The organism is Hyphomicrobium denitrificans 1NES1 (assembly GCF_000230975.2).
GTDB lineage: Bacteria > Pseudomonadota > Alphaproteobacteria > Rhizobiales > Hyphomicrobiaceae > Hyphomicrobium_B > Hyphomicrobium_B denitrificans_A.
Map to the genome: position 1 here is coordinate 3,089,871 of NC_021172.1, position 15,950 is coordinate 3,105,820.

Genomic DNA, 15,950 nt, shown 5'->3' on the forward strand with positions numbered 1-15,950 from the left:
GCGCTCGGTCAGGCGACCTTACGCTCGTAGCCCTCGGTGTCCGCTTCTCCGCGGTCGAGAAGTATCAGGGTGTCCCGAGCCCGTCTGGCCGGCATCGGCAACACGATCGGAGCAATGGACTGCGTGGCCGTACTTGCCGCCGCAGCCATGCGCGGAGCCACATCCGCGCAGTTTCCGATCATCGTCTGCCAGAGCTCAGCATTTGCGCTCGCCACATCCATCGGCGAGGAGGGCCGGAGTATCTGATGAGTCCAACGAAGGACAGCCTGCGCCTGCCGAGCCTGAAGTCCCGCCAGCTCTAACTGGCTGCCTCCGATGGCCTTCAGGCAGGGCTGCCAGAAGAATGACGTCGTGTCGATCGTATCGAACAGAATTTGATAAAAAGAATAGTAAGGTGAAGTACTTCTCGGAGCTTGCTCCGTACAACCCGTCATTTTTGCGTCCTCCCAGACACAAACTACTTTGTAAAATACTCGGTGACGCCTGTACTTCGATCCGTTTAATTCTACGAGGCTTCAGATGCGCCACTCATGTCTTTGATTTAGCATGCCAATGCGACGATAGCATTTCACAGCTGCGTGCTCCGTCTACGGTCAGATGGCCAATCCTGAACTAAATTTGGGGTGTCCTGTCGGCAAAGCAATGGCACGCCGCCAAAGAAGGGAACTCTTCTCACCGACAAAGGAGTTTTTTCTCGAACATCCTTCTTTGTTCCGATTGACGAGCCAATACACATACTATCGTTATAGTCACCTTGGTTAATAAAGTTACTTCGTGAATTTTGAGTTTGTGAATGCGGCCGTGTTCGGGGGTCGAAGACTGGTGGCGTAGTACTGTAATCGTGGGCGCAAGCGCCGCGGCGGCGCTGCATCTCTTGCCGATGGCCCCGGCATCCGCACAATCAATCGATCCACCGACCGATCAACCCCAGACAGTCTATGGATGGCGCGAAACGTGGGCGGGCGTCGACGCGGCGCACAATCAATGGCTGGCCTATTCCGGGATTACTGTCGCTCCGTGGAGCCGAGACATCTATAGCGACGGGTTGCGTCTGCGCATTGGCGGCGGATATGGCCAATACAGCTACGATGGTCGGGCGCCGCGAGAGCCTTGTGGAGACGCGACGCAGAACGACGCCTGCACGGAACAGACCCGGGAGCGCCGCGAATACACGGTCCAGCACGCCTATGCTGAGATGCTTATCGGCTACTATCTGCGGCTCGGCACATTGACAGCGAAAGCGTTCGCTGGTGCGTCGATGTCATCGGAACGGCACTTAATTGACGATCCTGCGGATGATCATGATGGAACCGAATACGGCTTTAAAGGTGCACTCGAGCTGTGGCTCGACATGGATGACCGCACATGGACGTCGCTCGATCTGAGCTACGCGACGGCGCGCGACGAAACATCGTCGCGCTGGCGCGCAGGTTGGCGTATCGCGCCACATGTGTCCATCGGACCAGAGCTTCGCTATGACAAGAACATCGAAACGGGCGACGACAATTGGAACGGTCGGAGCGGACTCTTCGTGCACTACGATTGGATTGGCGGCGAAGTCTCACTTGCTGGCGGCGTATCGGGCCGTGTCTCTGACTGGGAGGCGACGGACGTCTCGCCCTACGGTACGCTGAACGTGCTATTTCAGTTCTAGCGTGGCCTCGGCGATCCTCGCCGGTTGACGAGAGGAAGCGAACGGCGATGACAAAGGCAACTGCGGCCGCTGCAGTCTTGATGGCCGCCTTCATTTCGACGCTTGTCCCCCAGCCTGCCCATGCCGGGTCATGCTCGGCCACTGCGATTATGGCGCGGGGAGAAGAATCCCGTTTCGTTTGGCTTGCGAAGGTCAAAGCCAGGGCGCTTTGGCGGCAGAAGGTTCGCGCGATGCCAAGCCTCGGCCCGGATTATGCGAACTGGGCGCGTGCGCAAAACACAGAGGAACGCTGCCTTACCGGCGGCGCAGGCACCATCTGCATATTTACAGGCACGCCATGTCTCCCTTGATCCGCAGGTCCGCAGTAACCTGACGGTATCTCTTTACCCGGATATCGACGCGGTGCTCACCGAGTACATTAATTGTGAGTGGCGTTGCGCGCCGCAGCGTTATAGCTGTCTCTGTGCGCGGGAGACGCATCGGATCCGTGCAAACTTGACCGCATAAGCTTGCAAATCCGCGCGGCCCTCGGCCGGGCGGTGGAGAGAGGAGCGGTGGGCTGCGGGACCTATCGCTCCTCTTTTGCTGGAGCCTAACTCTTTGCCGCCTCCGAAGTTCGAAACCGGCGCATGCTCCATTCGAAAATTATCGCATATAATTCAAATACTTAATTTATGCTCGTGCTCTCGTACAGCGCGATACAGCATGCCCTTGATTTTTTGCAAAACGAACATCTATTCGCCTTGACGATACCGCAATCCTACGACAAACAGAACGCGCGTTCTTTTATTAATGCCTTCTATTGAACGGAAGCGCGGTCTTCGCAGATGCCAAAACTCAAGCCTGACACGCATCGCGCTCGGCGTGAACACATTCTCGACGCCGCGCTTACCTGTTTCGCTCGCGGCGGTTTCCACGCGACGACGATGCAATCCATTTGCCGGGAAGCCGGCATTAGCCCGGGCGCTCTCTACGTCTACTTCGACAGTAAGGAAGCGCTCATTGCCGGACTTTGCGAACGCGATCGAGCGGAGTTCGCAGAGCGGTTTGCGAGGCTTGCCGAAGCCCCCGACTTTCTCGAAGCGCTGGCGGCAATCGGTGAACACTACCTCGTTGCGGAATCTCCGGAGAAACAACGTTTCGTCGTTGAAATGGGGGTCGAGGCGACGCGCAATCCGCGCATCGCCGAGATCTTCATGAGCGTCGACAAATATTGCTCCGACAGCTTCGAAGCGCTCTTTCAGCGTCTAAAGGACGAGGGCCGCATCGCGCCGCGCGTCGACATTCCGACACTTGCAAAAGTCTTCAACGTGCTCGGCGACGGCATGTTCTGGCGGCGTGCCATCGAGCCCAAAGCAGACATGCGCGCGGTTTTGCCGGTCGTGATCGAAATGGTCGGCACACTGCTCAATCCTACCGAGGGCCTCGCTTCGAGCCATAAGCCCTCCGCTTTCGAGGTGCGTCGATGAGCTTCGGAAAATTCATAACTACGCTTGCCGTGGTTGGAGCGGTTGCGGGCGCCGGATACATCTTCACCGAAAAGAGCCATACGGCCGCTATCCAGGCAGCGCGATTGGAGGCTGCGAAGCCGACTGTCGCTCCGGCAATCACGGTTTCCAAAGTGACAACGAATGATTTCGTCGAAACGGCCGTCGTTTCCGGCTCACTCATTCCGCGTGAAGAGATTCTTGTTTCGCCGGAGATTGAAGGCTTACGCGTGCTCGAACTCCTGGCGGACGAAGGCGATCGCGTAAAGAAAGGTCAGGTTCTGGCGCGGCTCGTCTCCGAACAGATCGACGCGCAGCTTGCCCAGAACCAAGCGAACCTCGCACGTTCGAACGCCGCGATCGCACAGGCGGAAAGTCAGATCGCGCAGGCCGAAGCGCAAGCCAAAGAGGCTGCCGCGCAGCTCGAACGTGCCGAGCCTTTGAAGAAATCCGGCTATCTTTCAGGTTCCACATACGATCAGCGCGAGAGTGCCGCACGTACGACCGCAGCCCAGCTCGTCGCCGCACGTGATGGACTGACAGCTGCTAAAGCCGAGAAGGCACAAGTCGAAGCTCAGGGCCGCGAGCTTCTGTGGCGGCGAAGCAATACGGACGTGACTGCTCCCCAGGACGGCGTCATCAGCCGCCGTACCGCACGCATGGGCGCGCTCGCATCGTCGGTCGGCGAGCCGATGTTCCGCATCATCCAGAACGGCGAAATCGAACTCGATGCCGAGATCGTCGAGACCGAGTTGAAGAACGTCAAGATCGGCCAAAAAGCCATCGTAAGCGTGCCGCAGATCGGCGACTTCGAGGGAAAGGTACGGCTCGTTTCGCCGGAGGTCGACAAGACGACGCGTCTCGGGCGCGTGAAAGTTTTCCTGGGATCCAATCCGCAACTCAGGATCGGAACTTATGCACACGGTCTCATCGAGACAGCGCATAGCCGCGGCCTTGGCGTGCCGACGTCGGCTGTGACATTCGATCAGGGCTCCACATACGTACAGGCTGTCAGCGCCAATAAGGTCAAAAAGCAAACGATCCAGATTGGGCTGATCAGCGGCGACCTCATCGAAGTCAAGGAAGGCCTCCACGAGGGCGATCTGGTCGTGACACGTGCCGGCACGTTTCTCCGCGATGGTGATGTCGTGCGTCCGGTCATGCCCGAAGCCAAGCTGAGCGAGGCCCGCTGATGCGGATCAATATTTCGGCCTGGTCGATACGCCGCCCCGTTCCCGCGATCGTCCTGTTCGCAGTGCTGATGTTGCTTGGCACACTGAGCTTCAAGCAATTGCCGGTCACACGATTTCCGAACATCGACATTCCGCTCATCTCGATCATCATTACGCAATCAGGCGCCGCGCCGGCGGAACTTGAAACGCAAGTCACCAAAATCGTCGAAGACTCCGTTGCGAACATCACTGGCGTGAAGCACATCACGTCGACGCTTACGGATGGCACGTCGACGACGATCATCGAATTCCGCCTCGAAACGGATACCGACCGAGCGTTGAACGACGTCAAGGATGCGATTGCGAAAGTCCGGGGCGATCTTCCACGCACGATCGATGAGCCGGTGATCGAGCGTATTGATGTCGAAGGTCAGGCAATCCTGACGTTTGCAGCAACATCACCGGGAATGACGCTCGAACAACTATCGTGGCACGTCGACGACGTCATCAAGCGGCGCTTGCAGGCGACCAAGGGTGTCGGCCGCGTCGAACGCTACGGCGGCGTCGATCGCGAAATTCGCGTTAACCTCGATCCGGATAAGCTTCTGGCCTACGGCATCAGCGCCGCGGACGTGAACAAGCAGGTAGCCGCAACCAACGTCGATCTGGGGTCGGGGCGCGGTGAAGTCGGCAGTCAGGAACAAGCCATTCGCACGCTTGCCGGAGCGCGACGGGTAGCGGCGCTGGCAGATGCCAAGATCATTCTGGCCGGTGGACGCGAGGTTCGCCTTAAGGACCTCGGCACTGTCGTTGACGGCGCGAGCGAGCAGCGCGCGTTTGGCCGTCTCAATGGTCAGCCGGTCGTGTCGTTCTCGATTTTCCGCACCAAGGGCACGAGCGAGCTTTCCGTGTCCGACGCCGTCAATGCTTCGTTGAAAGAACTTCAAGCCGCCTATCCCGACGTCAAGTTGACGAAGATCGACGACGCGGTCTCTTACACACGCGGCAACTACGAAGCGGCCATGGATGCGCTGATCGAAGGGGCTGCGCTTGCCGTCCTCGTCGTGTTCTTATTCTTAAGAAATATTCGCGCGACGGTCATTTCAGCAATTGCCCTGCCGCTTGCCGCGATCCCGACGTTCTGGGCAATCAGTGCGATGGGATTTTCCCTTAATCTCGTCAGCCTGCTCGGCATCACTCTTGCGACCGGCATTCTCGTCGACGACGCGATCGTCGAGATCGAAAACATCGTCCGCCACATGCACATGGGCAAGAAGCCTTATCGCGCCGCGCTCGAAGCCGCGGACGAGATCGGCCTTGCGGTCATTGCGATCACGTTGACGATCGTGGCGATCTTCGCGCCCGTCTCGTTCATGGGCGGCATTGCGGGCCAATACTTCCGCCAGTTCGGCATGACCGTCGCGGTGGCGGTGCTCTTTTCGCTTCTGGTGGCGCGTCTCATCACGCCGATGATGGCAGCCTACCTGATGCGGCCAGTCCCTGAGAAACCGCATGCCGACGGCGCGTTGATGCGTCTCTACACACGCTTCCTCGAGGTAACGCTTCGGCACCGCTATCTGACGCTCGTCAGCGGGGTGGCGCTGTTCTCGGCCTCCATCTACGCCACGACGCTTTTGCCGACCGGCTTCCTGCCAGATGAAGATACCTCCCGTGTCGTCGTTGCGGTCGAGATGCCGCCGGGAACTCAGCTCGATGAAACGAGTGCCAAGACAGACCGCATGGTGAAGATCCTGAGGACGATACCCGAGGTCGAACAAGTCTTCGTTCTTGGCGGCACGAGCCCGACCGGACAACTCGACGTACGGCGCGCCTCGCTGTTCGTGAAACTTGTCCCGAAGACCGCGAGGAAACTCACCGAGAAGCAACTGAAGTCGATTATCGCCGCCAAGCTCGCCGATGTGCCGGATAGCCGTGCCTGGTATATTAACGAGCGTGGCGAGCGTGAGCTGTCGTTCTCGATGCTGTCGCGTAGTGGAGATGACCTGAACAGCGCGATCGGTCAGGTCGAGGGCGCTTTGCGCCTTGTTCCGGGCTTCCGCAACGTTGCGGCGTCGGGGTCGACGGATCGGCCCGAGATTCAAATCGTGCCGCGTCTTGATGCAGCTGCGCGCCTTGGCGTGGCGCCTCAGCAAATTTCCGAGACCATTCGTGTTGCAACTATCGGAGACGCGGACTTCAACCTCGCCAAATATACCGTCGGCGACAGGCAGGTTCCGATCCGTGTGCAGCTCGACGAAGCGACACGCACCGACCTAAAGCGGATCGAGCAATTGCGCGTCACCAACATGCAGGGCAAGGCCATTCCATTAACGGCGGTAGCTTCGGTCGAATTCGGGCGTGGACCCGCTGCGATCGAGCGCTTCGACCGGTTGCGGCGCGCGGTCGTCGGTGTCGATCTCGACCGTGGCGTGCCCCTCAGCGTGGCACGCGAGCGATTCTTAAAGGTCATCCAGGACCAGAAGCTTCCCGCATCGGTCAGCCTGCAGCCCTCGGGCGACGCGGAAGTTCAAGACGAAGTCGCAAACGGTTTCATCACCGCGATGGGAACCGGCATCCTGATCGTTCTTGGCTTTCTGGTTCTGCTGTTCGGCAGCGTCTTCCAGCCGGTGACCATTCTTTTGTCGCTGCCTCTTTCCTTCGGCGGCGTCGCGCTGAGCCTGCTCGTTACCGACAATTCAATCAGCATGCCGGTCTATATCGGTCTCTTGATGCTGATGGGCATCGTGACGAAAAATGCGATCATGCTCGTCGATTTCGCGATCGAAGAAGTTGCCCACGGCATCGAACGCGGCGTGGCGATCGTGGATGCGGGTCGCAAGCGCGCGAGGCCCATCATCATGACGACTCTGGCGATGGCGGCCGGCATGCTTCCCAGCGCCTTCGCGCTCGGGGATGGCGGTGAATTCCGCGCGCCTATGGCTATCTCGGTGATCGGCGGGCTCTTGGTTTCGACGTTACTCTCGCTGATCTTCGTGCCATCGTTCTTTACCGTAATGGACGATTTCGGTTGGCTGATGCAGCGTATTTTCGGCCGCTTCATCGGGCCGACGGATGAAGCCGAAACGCCGCCAGTGCACGCAGAGCCACCTCACTCCCCCAGCGCTCGTCCGCTGCCGCTCGCTGCGGAATAAATTGGAAAGGTTATTCGATCGGGGAGTTGTGCGTGACAATCGCGCTTCCTACCTTCCGGCGTAGCGATCGCAACAGAAGGACCCCCGCCATGTTCGACGCCAAATCCATCCTCGAAAACATCGTTCGCGGTGCCGCATCCCCGCAGCCGTCCGGCGCGGGTGGTAGCGGCGGCCTCGGTGACATCCTCAACGAAATTGGCAAGAGCCTGTCGCAACCGCAAGGCGGCTCGCCAAGCAGCGGGCCGACGTCCGCCCCCGGCGCGCAAGGAAAGAACATTGGCGATATTCTCGGCGATCTCGCTCGGCAGTTTGAGCAGCCTTCGTCCGCCGACACGCGCAGTTCAACCGCACCGGCAAATGCTGCATCTCCAGACCTCGGAGACGTGCTTGCCCAGATCAAGGATAAGCTCAATCAGGCGGGTGGCGCCGTCACCGATAGCGGAAGCATCACTGACGTGCTCGGCAAAATTCTCAGCCAAGCAACCCAGGGCGTGAGCGAGGGCACGTCCCGCATCGGCGAGGCGACGGGTGCTACCGATGCACTTGGGCGCACGGCTGCCGATCCACAGACTGCGCAGATTCTCGAACAGCTCAAGAACGTTTTGCAGACCAATCCGTTTACTGCAGGCGCTGCAGCGGGAGGGCTCGGCGGCCTCTTGCTCGGCACGCGCACCGGGCGCTCGCTGGCGTCAAGTGCGGTGCGAATAGGTGCGCTCGCTATGATCGGCGGGCTCGCCTACAAAGCGATGCAGAACTATCAAGCCGGCAAGCCGCTCATTACCGGTGCCACGACTCCCGTAGCACCGCCTGCCGGATCAGGTTTCGAACCCGCAGCAGTCGCGAACGATGCCGCTGTTCACTACATTCAGGCGATGATCGCCGCGGCGGCGGCCGACGGACGCATCGATTCCAACGAACACGCGGCGCTTATCTTGAGCCTGACGCAGGCCGGTGCCGGCAGCGATGCGGAAGCTTTCCTTGCCAACGAGTTGAACAGTCCACGCTCCGTGCAGGAACTCGCCGCTTCGGTGAAAACACCGCAAGAGGCGGTTCAACTCTACACGGCGGCACGCATTGCCGTGGCAGATAACTCGCCTGCCGAAAAACAATTCCTCGCGTCTCTAGCGGCGGCGCTCAATATCGATCCGAAGCTCGCGGCTCATGTCGATGCGACGGCGCAAGCCGCGGCTTGATACGCCTCACCGCTCGCCCCCTAGACTCTGAGGACGAAAAAGGCGCTGACCTATTGGTTAGCGCCTTTTAATTAAGTTCCGTCAGGTATGCTTCCGCTCAGTTTGTCTTCGCGGTGCCGGTCGTGACGGCCGAAGCCTGATTGTTATCGAGTTTGAAGAATGTATCGACGCGCATGCCGGTAAACAGCGGCGGATGACCGTCGAGATCGACCATCACTTCGACGACCTCGACATCGTTCGGACGTCTTGGGCCGCGCGTTGCGATGCGCGGCGCGCCGAGCGACTGCGAGATCGACGTCACCGTGCCTTCAAACGTCCTATCAGGGTAGGCGTCGGCCTTTACGACGACGCGCTGTCCGACATGAACCTTCGCGGCGTCGCGCTCTTCGACCTCCGCGCGAAGCCTGAGACTCGACATGTCACCGAAAACGACGAGCGCGCTGTCGGGCGACGGTACCGCAGTTTCTCCGACCTTCGCCAGAACGTTCAGAACCGTGCCGTCGGCCGGCGCGCGAATGCGCGTTCGCTCGAGCGCCAGCTCCGCTGATGTCAAATCGGAGCGCGCCAGAGCTAATGATGACTCAAGTCTCTGCGGCAACGGCATGCCTGGCTTCGCATCAACCTCGGCTAGCTTATTTTTTGCGTCCGCCAATGCGTCCTGTTTCGACGCGAGATTCTTGCGCGCCGTATCGGCAGCATCTTCGGCGCCCTTGTCCGTCTTAGCAGACCGATACGCTGCGTCGAAGGCTTCGTGGGCTGCAAAAACATCGCGCTGCGCCTTGGCGAGGGCGTCCTCGGCATTCCGGCGATCAAGTGCCAAGCCCGTTGCCTGTTCCTCGCTGCGCTCGCGCTCGCGAACTCCGGCTTCGGCGGCCGCAGCGGCAATCTTCGTGTAGTAGTCGGCATCATCCAACCGGAGCAGCAAATCACCGGCTTTCACCTGATCATTCGTCTTGGCGAGCACCTCGGCAATCTTGCCACCGACTTCGCTCGCGATCCTGACCTCTCCATCTTTCGGCTCGACTCGCCCCGTAGCCGATGCCGCCCATTGTGGAACGGGAGCCGGCGTGTCGGCGCGGGCCGAGCCCGCCAGATCGCTTAGCGACGCCCGATCGCTCAACACCTGAATTCCTAATCCGAGCGTGACCGCGATTGCAGCCGCGATCAGGATGGTCGAAACCGCGGGATCGATCTTTTTAAGCATGCAGCTTTCGCCTCTTCGTCAAATCGGTGATTTCCGGAGCGTTGATGCCCTCGGGTCTGCGTTCTTCGCCGACAATCCTACCGTCTTCGATGCGGATCACACGGTCGGCATAACCTAGAGTTCGGGGATCGTGAGTGACGGCAAGGACGCTGCGACCCTGCTCCTTCGCGATCCTCGAAAGGAGGGACATGACAGCATGTCCGTTTTCGCTATCAAGAGCTGCGGTCGGTTCGTCAGCCAGCACGATCGACGGCGAGCTTGCGATCGCGCGTGCAACCGCGACACGCTGTTGCTCACCACCCGAAAGATTACCCGGATAGTTCGTCAGCCGGTGGCCAAGGCCGACTTCGCGCAGAACCTCTTCGGAACGGCTGGTGGCTGCAAAGCCCTTAATGCCTCTCACGTCGAGTGCGATGCGCACATTCTCAAGCGCGTTCAGTGTCGGGAAAAGATTGTATGACTGGAAGATAAAGCCGACGTGGTCACGCCGGACCTTGGCAAGCTCTTCCGCCGACAGGCCGTCGAGCGATTGGTCGGCGATGCGAATTGTGCCGGACGTCGGCTTCATGATGCAGCCGAGTATGGACAAAAGCGTCGTCTTGCCGGATCCGGACGGCCCCATCAGGAGCGTCAACTCTCCGGGGACGAGGTCAAGAGTGACGCCTTTGAGGGCGACCACAAGACCTGCGCCGGAGCCGAGTTCCTTGACGATATTGTCAGCATGTAAAACCGAGGACGTCGTCATCGCGAGAACACCGTAGCCGGATCGATTTTCGTGACTTTGACGATGGCCGAGAGCGCAGAAATCGAACACATAAAAAGCGTCAACGCGAACAGCCAAAATGCCAAACCGGGTGTCATGACGAGCGGTAGCGAAGAGTTCCGGCTGGCATAGAGGACAATCAGCGCGATCGCCATGCCGAGGACGTAACCTATCACCGCGCTGAGCCCGGCTTGAGCTAAAATTACTTTGTGGATGTAGGACTTCGACGAACCCAGCGCACGCAAGGTCGCGAATTCGTGAATGTGATCCTTGGTACTTGAATAGAGCGTCTGGGCCACGATGACCGTACCGACGAGACTGCCGAGTATCGCGCCTCCGATCAGCGCCAACCCGGCTCCGGTCCGGAACAGCCACTGCAGCAGGCTGCGGCTTTCGAACTCGTCCTTCGTCAGAACATCAGCAGATTCAAGCCTGCTTGCGAGATCGGTCTGCACTTTGGCGATGTTGGCTCCCGGCGCCAGCTTCACGAGAAGGAATGTCGATCTATCGTCAGGAACGCCAAGAAGCTGACGCGCACGATTGAGGGTCGTGTAGGCGTAGGGCGATTGGGTGAACGAGCGAATGCCTTCGGTAAGCGCCCTGATTTTTACGCGGCCGCTGGCAGCCTGAGCGGTATCGCCGATGCCGCTGACGCCGAGTTCGCCCAGATAACTGCGATCGACTGCAATGGCGTCGGGCGCCTTGATGTCATCGAGCGTGCCTTCCACCAAGGACCAGGGAACGAGGCCGTGGTCCTCGGCGTCGGACCCCACGAGAACGACGCGCGAGGAACCGCCCGAGGGCTTGCGCCATTCGGCGAAAGCGACGACGAGGGGCACGACGCTTTCAACGCCTGGAGTGGCGAGAGCCTGATGGCGCTCGCGATCCGACAATAGCACGCCGCCATCCTCAAAGCTCTTGGCGCCATAGGTCGTAATGAAGAGATCGGCGTTCGACCGCGCGATGTTGGCGGTGATCATTTCGCTCGAGCCGAGATACAGGCCAAGCTGCACGGCGACCAGCACGATCGAGAAGAGAATGCCGATCAATGTCACGGCAAGCCGGATACGGTCGTGCAGCAAATTGCGAAGCGCGAGAGTAAAGATCATCTCAGTGCCGGGTCTCGTGTTGCGAACTGGGGTATCGGCTATAATCGGTCCGGAGCCTTTCAGCGGCTCCTAGTTGCCTGTGGTCGTATAGCTCCAATGTAAGTCTGGTACTACCGCGAACCCCGTGAGAAATGCGCGCGACCTGATGTCAAAGGGCTTGTCGCGAACGTTGGGTCCGGCGCCGGCGCTCCTCAGAAAAGCCTTAGCAGCCACTTAATAATTTCACTCCAATGTTTTGCCGTTTTCGAGGCATAGGAGTGAAAATGTGGTCTTTGCTCTGCGGTTTATTGTCATGCGTTATATGACTCTTTCCCCGTTTTCAGGTGGTTTGCTTCGTTTGGTTACCGCCTTGGCGGGAGCTGCGATCTGCTACGCACCGGCTTTCGCCGAGCCGGGGGAGGCCGGCATCTGGTACGACGATACCGGAAAGGGCGCGGTCAAGATCGAGATCTGCACGCCGACAACGCTCTGCGGCAAAATCTATTGGCTCAAAGAACCTCTGACCGCCAAAGGCGAACCCAAAACCGATCGGTACAATCCCGAACCCTCGATGCGCACACGTCCGATTTGTGGTTTGCCCGTACTTGGCGATCTCGAGCAGCTTTCCGATGGCGGGTTCGATAACGGTTGGGTCTACGATCCCAAGGAGGGCAAATCTTACAGTGTCGCCCTTGATCTCGTCGACGCGGACACGCTGAAGGTGACGGGTTACAAGGGAATGCGATTCCTCGGAAAATCGTTCATCTGGAAACGCGCGCCGACGGACCTGCCGCCCTGCACCCAGGACGCCGCATCCACCCCCGGCCAAAACAACGCGAATGTCACGGCTACAAAGGCCGCCTCACCGGCCAAATCCGGCAAGACCGCCAACAACAAGGCTAAGCCGAAAAAGGCCGCTACTCCGCAGCACCCTGTTGCTTCGAATTAGTGGATGCCTGCTTGCGGCCGGATTTGACCGCTTCGGCCGCGAGCACCCGGTCGACAAACTCGGCCGTGCGATCAACGACGTAGCCGCGCTGACGATCAAGCGTCACGAGATGATAGCTATCCTCAAGGACTGAAACTTCGACGACACCGCCGAGCTTGCGCTGCAGCGTCATCGTGTTCTTGATGTCGCTTTGATCGTCGTGGCGCGGATGGAAAATCAGCGTGTGCAGTTTCACGAGGGAGAGCATTGGCCGCACGTTGCGAACAAGCGCGAAGAATTCGTAAACGGTTCCACCGCCACGCACCGTGATGTCGGCAGAGAGGTTATCGGAACCGCGCAATGCTTCGAGAGCGAAGTTGCGAACACGCTCATCCTTGATGCCGTAGGGAGCAGGTGTCCGAAATTTAAAGAGCCGGGCAGTCCACTTGTCGGTGACCAAGTGAAACAGCTTCAACATCTTGGGAATGGCCCAGCCGTTCACAGCCAGCGTCGGTGCATAGAGCATCAGGCCTGCGGCCTGATCCTGGCGGTACGCTGCCAGTCTCAATGCCAGGATCGAGCCGGCCGACGCGCCGCCGATGATGACGGTGTCGCACATGCTGCGGAGATCGTCGAAGGCCTTGGAAACCGCCTGATACCAGTCATGCCACGTGGAAAGACCTGAGACGTCGGTCCCGAAGGTCAGACCCGGTACGATGGGGCAGTAAACTGTCATGCCCTTGCGGGAGAGCGCGTGGGCCAGCGATTTCAACTCGAGCGGAGAGCCGCCCAGAGAATGAACCAACAAAACCCCCGAGGATCCGCCCGGAATGAAGAGGCTGCCGCGAGTAGGCTGAAATTTCTGCTTATTTGTCATTAGCTACTTGCACTTGCTGTGAACCAGCCGAACGCTCTTTACGACGCAGCATCCTGAGGTGCCAACGCAACTATGTGTCGCGCTGCCGTAAAACTGAAAGATGATCCTGAACGTCCCGCAGTTAAGATTTAGTTCGTGAACCTATTACGAAGTGCCTGAAATGGCCACACCTTTCGAGATCAAGTCAATACTCGTTGGTAAACAATGACCTGATGCCCGCACAGTCATTTCTTGCCCGATAGATGGCATCCTAGGTCATGATGTTGCAATGCGGCATAAAATTGGTAACCCGCCTGCGGCGAATTGAAGTGCATCACCGTTTGATCCCTCGGGACTGATTAACGAAGCCGGCAAATCCGGACCCGGCACCTTTTCTTTCGACATTAGAACCCGCTTTATCGGTCCCACGTTCCTTGCGCGCCAGCGAAGGAATTGCCTGTGAGATGTGATTGGTCGGCAGCTCAGTCACTGTTCACCCGCAATCATTGATTTATACTTCGGACAGCTTTTAATGGAGGCGCACGCCGCCGTGCGCCGCTGGGATCAGGTTGCAGTGACTTTCTCGCCGCGCGCCGCAATTGCCCTTCTCATCTGCATTGCCGTCACATCGAGCCAGCTCTCGCTTTCTGCGATCGCTGCGGAGATCAGCCGTGCCGAATATGAGGCGTGTCAGGCCCGCGATGATGCAGGATTGAAAACTGCCGTGATCGCAATCGTCACCGACGCGATCACCAACGGAACCAAAACAATCGACTACAAGGCCCTCGTCGATGCGCAATGGCGGGAACGAAACATCGATCAGATCATCGACAACCGGATCGACATTGCCGTCACGGAGATCACAAACGAGACGAGCTGGACCGAACGGCTAAGGTCTCTGACCGACAATGAAAAATCCCAGCAGCTTGCGACGGCCGTCGCCGAGCGCGTTTACCGCTCGGACGCGGTGAAAACGGCGATCGCCGACCTCGCCTCCGGGGTTGCGAAGGAGGTCGGTAAAAGCATCGAATTTGCGAGTTCCGACGCGACGAATTCATTACTTCAATGCCTCAAAGCATTTGTTGGCCCCCGCTACGGCGGCGCGGTCGCAAATGTGCTTGCGGGTGACGCCAGCAGGAGCGTCGTCGTCGATCCCAACAAGGCGTCGGGCAGCGTCTCGGCGGGATCGGTTCTCAATGAATCGGCCGGGGGCCTCGCAGGCGCAACGATCCTGATCGTTCGGCGCCAGCTCGCCAACCTCGCCGAGCGGGTCGGCCAGCGGATTGTCGGCAGCGTACTGTCGCGCGTCGTTTCGGTGGTCGCCGGAGGGGTCGGCCTCGTATTGATCGCCAAGGATCTCTGGGATTTCCGAAACGGCGTTCTCCCGATCATCGCCACGGAGATGAAGTCGTCCGCGACCAAGGAGAAGGTGCGCGAGGAGCTGGCCAAGACCCTTTCGAGCCAGATGAACGATCACATCAAGGAGATCGCAACGGCGACCGCCGAGCAGGTCATTGATATTTGGCAGACGTTCCGCCGGGCACATGCGCTGGTTCTGCAAATCGCCGACCAGAACGGAGAGTTCCGGGCGTTTTTGGACGGTGTCGATCCGCAATCGCTGCCGCGGCTTGACGAAGTGGTGTCGATCCTAGCCGCTTCGGAGGGGCAAGATTCAATTCTGCGCCGCCTTCATGACGGCTCCCTCAATCAGGCTGTTCATCTCATGCCGGAGAAGGGCCTTGAGATTGCCAGGGAAACCAATTCCATCGCTGCGGGCCTCGCGTGGACGGCGTTGGCAGGCAAACGCCTCGACCGCGTCGTCGATTATGAATTGCATCGGCGAATGTCGCCGAAGGATCTGACAACGGCTTCTTTGGATAGAATCCTCGGCCTCAATGACCGCGCCGCGATCGTTAAGATTGCAGGCGTGTCGCCTGCAGCGCGCGACGCTCTGTTCAGTCTCGATTCGAGCGATCTTAACGTCCTGCTTCGCTCTCTTTCGGAGGACGAAATTGAATCTCTTGCGGGTTACCTCGACGGCCTGAGACCCGGCCCCCGCGACGCCGTCCTCAAGACGATCGCGGCGAGCCCGGCGAAAATGCAGCTGCTGGCGTCGCAAAGCGTTCGTGAAGGAATCATCGCGAGCCGCGATCAAGAGACGGCGGCGCGGATAATGTTGGCGGACACAGGCGACCTTTCTCCGCGCGCCGTCGTCGAAGATGCGAGGCTCGTCTGGGATGGTCGCGTCGTCCCGCTCCTTTTATGGTACAAACATCCACAAGCTATGGTTGCCGCAGGATTTTTGAGCCTCGTCGTGATTGCCTGGTTGGCTCGGCTTTTCCGACGCAGGCGCACCCCACAAGCTCCCGCGACAGAGAGCTAGGCTGGCCGTTGCAAATCGGCCTTATCCAAAGGCTGTCCACATACAATCAACCTTGCCTCGCCCCGGCCGT

General features: G+C 59.2%; 13 protein-coding genes. 8 read left to right on the forward strand and 5 right to left on the reverse strand.

Annotated elements, in window-relative coordinates; all coding sequences use genetic code 11:
• Positions 1-8: 8 nt before the first annotated feature.
• Positions 9-434, reverse strand: coding sequence for a hypothetical protein (locus HYPDE_RS14770; RefSeq protein WP_015599306.1), 426 nt, complete (start codon positions 432-434; stop codon positions 9-11).
• Positions 435-841: 407 nt separating this feature from the next.
• Between HYPDE_RS14770 and bcsS the strand changes: the two genes are divergently transcribed.
• The 6 genes from bcsS to HYPDE_RS14800 all read left to right on the forward strand — a co-directional run bounded on the left by bcsS (position 842) and on the right by HYPDE_RS14800 (position 8,658).
• Positions 842-1,654, forward strand: a complete 813-nt coding sequence (gene bcsS, locus HYPDE_RS14775; protein WP_015599307.1) for a cellulose biosynthesis protein BcsS — start codon at positions 842-844, stop codon at positions 1,652-1,654.
• A 47-nt stretch (positions 1,655-1,701) separates the two neighbouring features.
• The gene (locus HYPDE_RS14780; protein WP_015599308.1) at positions 1,702-2,004 is read left to right on the forward strand and encodes a hypothetical protein; all 303 of its coding nucleotides are present in this window, start codon (positions 1,702-1,704) and stop codon (positions 2,002-2,004) included.
• 477 nt (positions 2,005-2,481) lie between these two features.
• Positions 2,482-3,123: a TetR/AcrR family transcriptional regulator gene (locus HYPDE_RS14785; protein WP_015599310.1), complete on the forward strand. Its 642-nt coding sequence runs from the start codon at positions 2,482-2,484 to the stop codon at positions 3,121-3,123.
• Positions 3,120-4,334, forward strand: a complete 1,215-nt coding sequence (locus HYPDE_RS14790) for an efflux RND transporter periplasmic adaptor subunit (protein ID WP_015599311.1) — start codon at positions 3,120-3,122, stop codon at positions 4,332-4,334. The genes HYPDE_RS14785 and HYPDE_RS14790 overlap by 4 nt, the downstream gene beginning before the upstream one ends.
• The gene (locus tag HYPDE_RS14795; protein WP_015599312.1) at positions 4,334-7,465 is read left to right on the forward strand and encodes an efflux RND transporter permease subunit; all 3,132 of its coding nucleotides are present in this window, start codon (positions 4,334-4,336) and stop codon (positions 7,463-7,465) included. Before HYPDE_RS14790 ends, HYPDE_RS14795 begins: the two co-directional genes overlap by 1 nt.
• An 89-nt stretch (positions 7,466-7,554) precedes the next feature.
• Positions 7,555-8,658: a tellurite resistance TerB family protein gene (locus HYPDE_RS14800; protein ID WP_051112010.1), complete on the forward strand. Its 1,104-nt coding sequence runs from the start codon at positions 7,555-7,557 to the stop codon at positions 8,656-8,658.
• A 97-nt stretch (positions 8,659-8,755) separates the two neighbouring features.
• On the opposite strand, the gene HYPDE_RS14805 is transcribed toward HYPDE_RS14800, so the two are convergent.
• The 3 genes from HYPDE_RS14805 to HYPDE_RS14815 are packed head-to-tail and all read right to left on the reverse strand — an operon-like array spanning position 8,756 to position 11,734.
• On the reverse strand, positions 8,756-9,862 hold the full coding sequence (locus HYPDE_RS14805) for an HlyD family secretion protein (protein WP_015599314.1): 1,107 nt from the start codon (positions 9,860-9,862) through the stop codon (positions 8,756-8,758).
• Positions 9,855-10,607 carry an ABC transporter ATP-binding protein gene (locus HYPDE_RS14810; protein WP_015599315.1) on the reverse strand — a complete coding sequence of 251 codons (753 nt, stop codon included), beginning with the start codon at positions 10,605-10,607 and terminating at the stop codon, positions 9,855-9,857. The genes HYPDE_RS14805 and HYPDE_RS14810 overlap by 8 nt, the downstream gene beginning before the upstream one ends.
• Positions 10,604-11,734 carry an ABC transporter permease gene (locus HYPDE_RS14815; RefSeq protein ID WP_015599316.1) on the reverse strand — a complete coding sequence of 377 codons (1,131 nt, stop codon included), beginning with the start codon at positions 11,732-11,734 and terminating at the stop codon, positions 10,604-10,606. Before HYPDE_RS14815 ends, HYPDE_RS14810 begins: the two co-directional genes overlap by 4 nt.
• Positions 11,735-12,026: 292 nt before the next feature.
• Here HYPDE_RS14815 and HYPDE_RS14820 point away from each other — a divergent pair, with 292 nt between their 5' ends.
• Complete coding sequence (locus tag HYPDE_RS14820; protein WP_144061280.1) at positions 12,027-12,662, forward strand: DUF2147 domain-containing protein; 636 nt, start codon at positions 12,027-12,029, stop codon at positions 12,660-12,662.
• On the opposite strand, the gene HYPDE_RS14825 is transcribed toward HYPDE_RS14820, so the two are convergent.
• The gene (locus HYPDE_RS14825) at positions 12,631-13,446 is read right to left on the reverse strand and encodes an alpha/beta hydrolase (RefSeq protein ID WP_244437671.1); all 816 of its coding nucleotides are present in this window, start codon (positions 13,444-13,446) and stop codon (positions 12,631-12,633) included. The genes HYPDE_RS14820 and HYPDE_RS14825 overlap by 32 nt on opposite strands.
• A gap of 583 nt (positions 13,447-14,029) precedes the next feature.
• On the opposite strand from HYPDE_RS14825, the gene HYPDE_RS14830 reads away from it, so the two are divergent.
• On the forward strand, positions 14,030-15,880 hold the full coding sequence (locus HYPDE_RS14830; RefSeq protein ID WP_015599319.1) for a hypothetical protein: 1,851 nt from the start codon (positions 14,030-14,032) through the stop codon (positions 15,878-15,880).
• Positions 15,881-15,950: the final 70 nt, after the last annotated feature.

What these genes read in the sequence shown, in the direction of transcription:
- HYPDE_RS14770 (WP_015599306.1), bottom strand. Translation starts at nt 434, where the DNA reads ATGACGGGTTGTACGGAGCAAGCTCCGAGAAGTACTTCACCTTACTAT.
- HYPDE_RS14780 (WP_015599308.1), top strand. Translation starts at nt 1,702, where the DNA reads ATGACAAAGGCAACTGCGGCCGCTGCAGTCTTGATGGCCGCCTTCATT.
- HYPDE_RS14785 (WP_015599310.1), top strand. Translation starts at nt 2,482, where the DNA reads ATGCCAAAACTCAAGCCTGACACGCATCGCGCTCGGCGTGAACACATT.
- HYPDE_RS14790 (WP_015599311.1), top strand. Translation starts at nt 3,120, where the DNA reads ATGAGCTTCGGAAAATTCATAACTACGCTTGCCGTGGTTGGAGCGGTT.
- HYPDE_RS14795 (WP_015599312.1), top strand. Translation starts at nt 4,334, where the DNA reads ATGCGGATCAATATTTCGGCCTGGTCGATACGCCGCCCCGTTCCCGCG.
- HYPDE_RS14800 (WP_051112010.1), top strand. Translation starts at nt 7,555, where the DNA reads ATGTTCGACGCCAAATCCATCCTCGAAAACATCGTTCGCGGTGCCGCA.
- HYPDE_RS14805 (WP_015599314.1), bottom strand. Translation starts at nt 9,862, where the DNA reads ATGCTTAAAAAGATCGATCCCGCGGTTTCGACCATCCTGATCGCGGCT.
- HYPDE_RS14810 (WP_015599315.1), bottom strand. Translation starts at nt 10,607, where the DNA reads ATGACGACGTCCTCGGTTTTACATGCTGACAATATCGTCAAGGAACTC.
- HYPDE_RS14815 (WP_015599316.1), bottom strand. Translation starts at nt 11,734, where the DNA reads ATGATCTTTACTCTCGCGCTTCGCAATTTGCTGCACGACCGTATCCGG.
- HYPDE_RS14820 (WP_144061280.1), top strand. Translation starts at nt 12,027, where the DNA reads ATGCGTTATATGACTCTTTCCCCGTTTTCAGGTGGTTTGCTTCGTTTG.
- HYPDE_RS14830 (WP_015599319.1), top strand. Translation starts at nt 14,030, where the DNA reads ATGGAGGCGCACGCCGCCGTGCGCCGCTGGGATCAGGTTGCAGTGACT.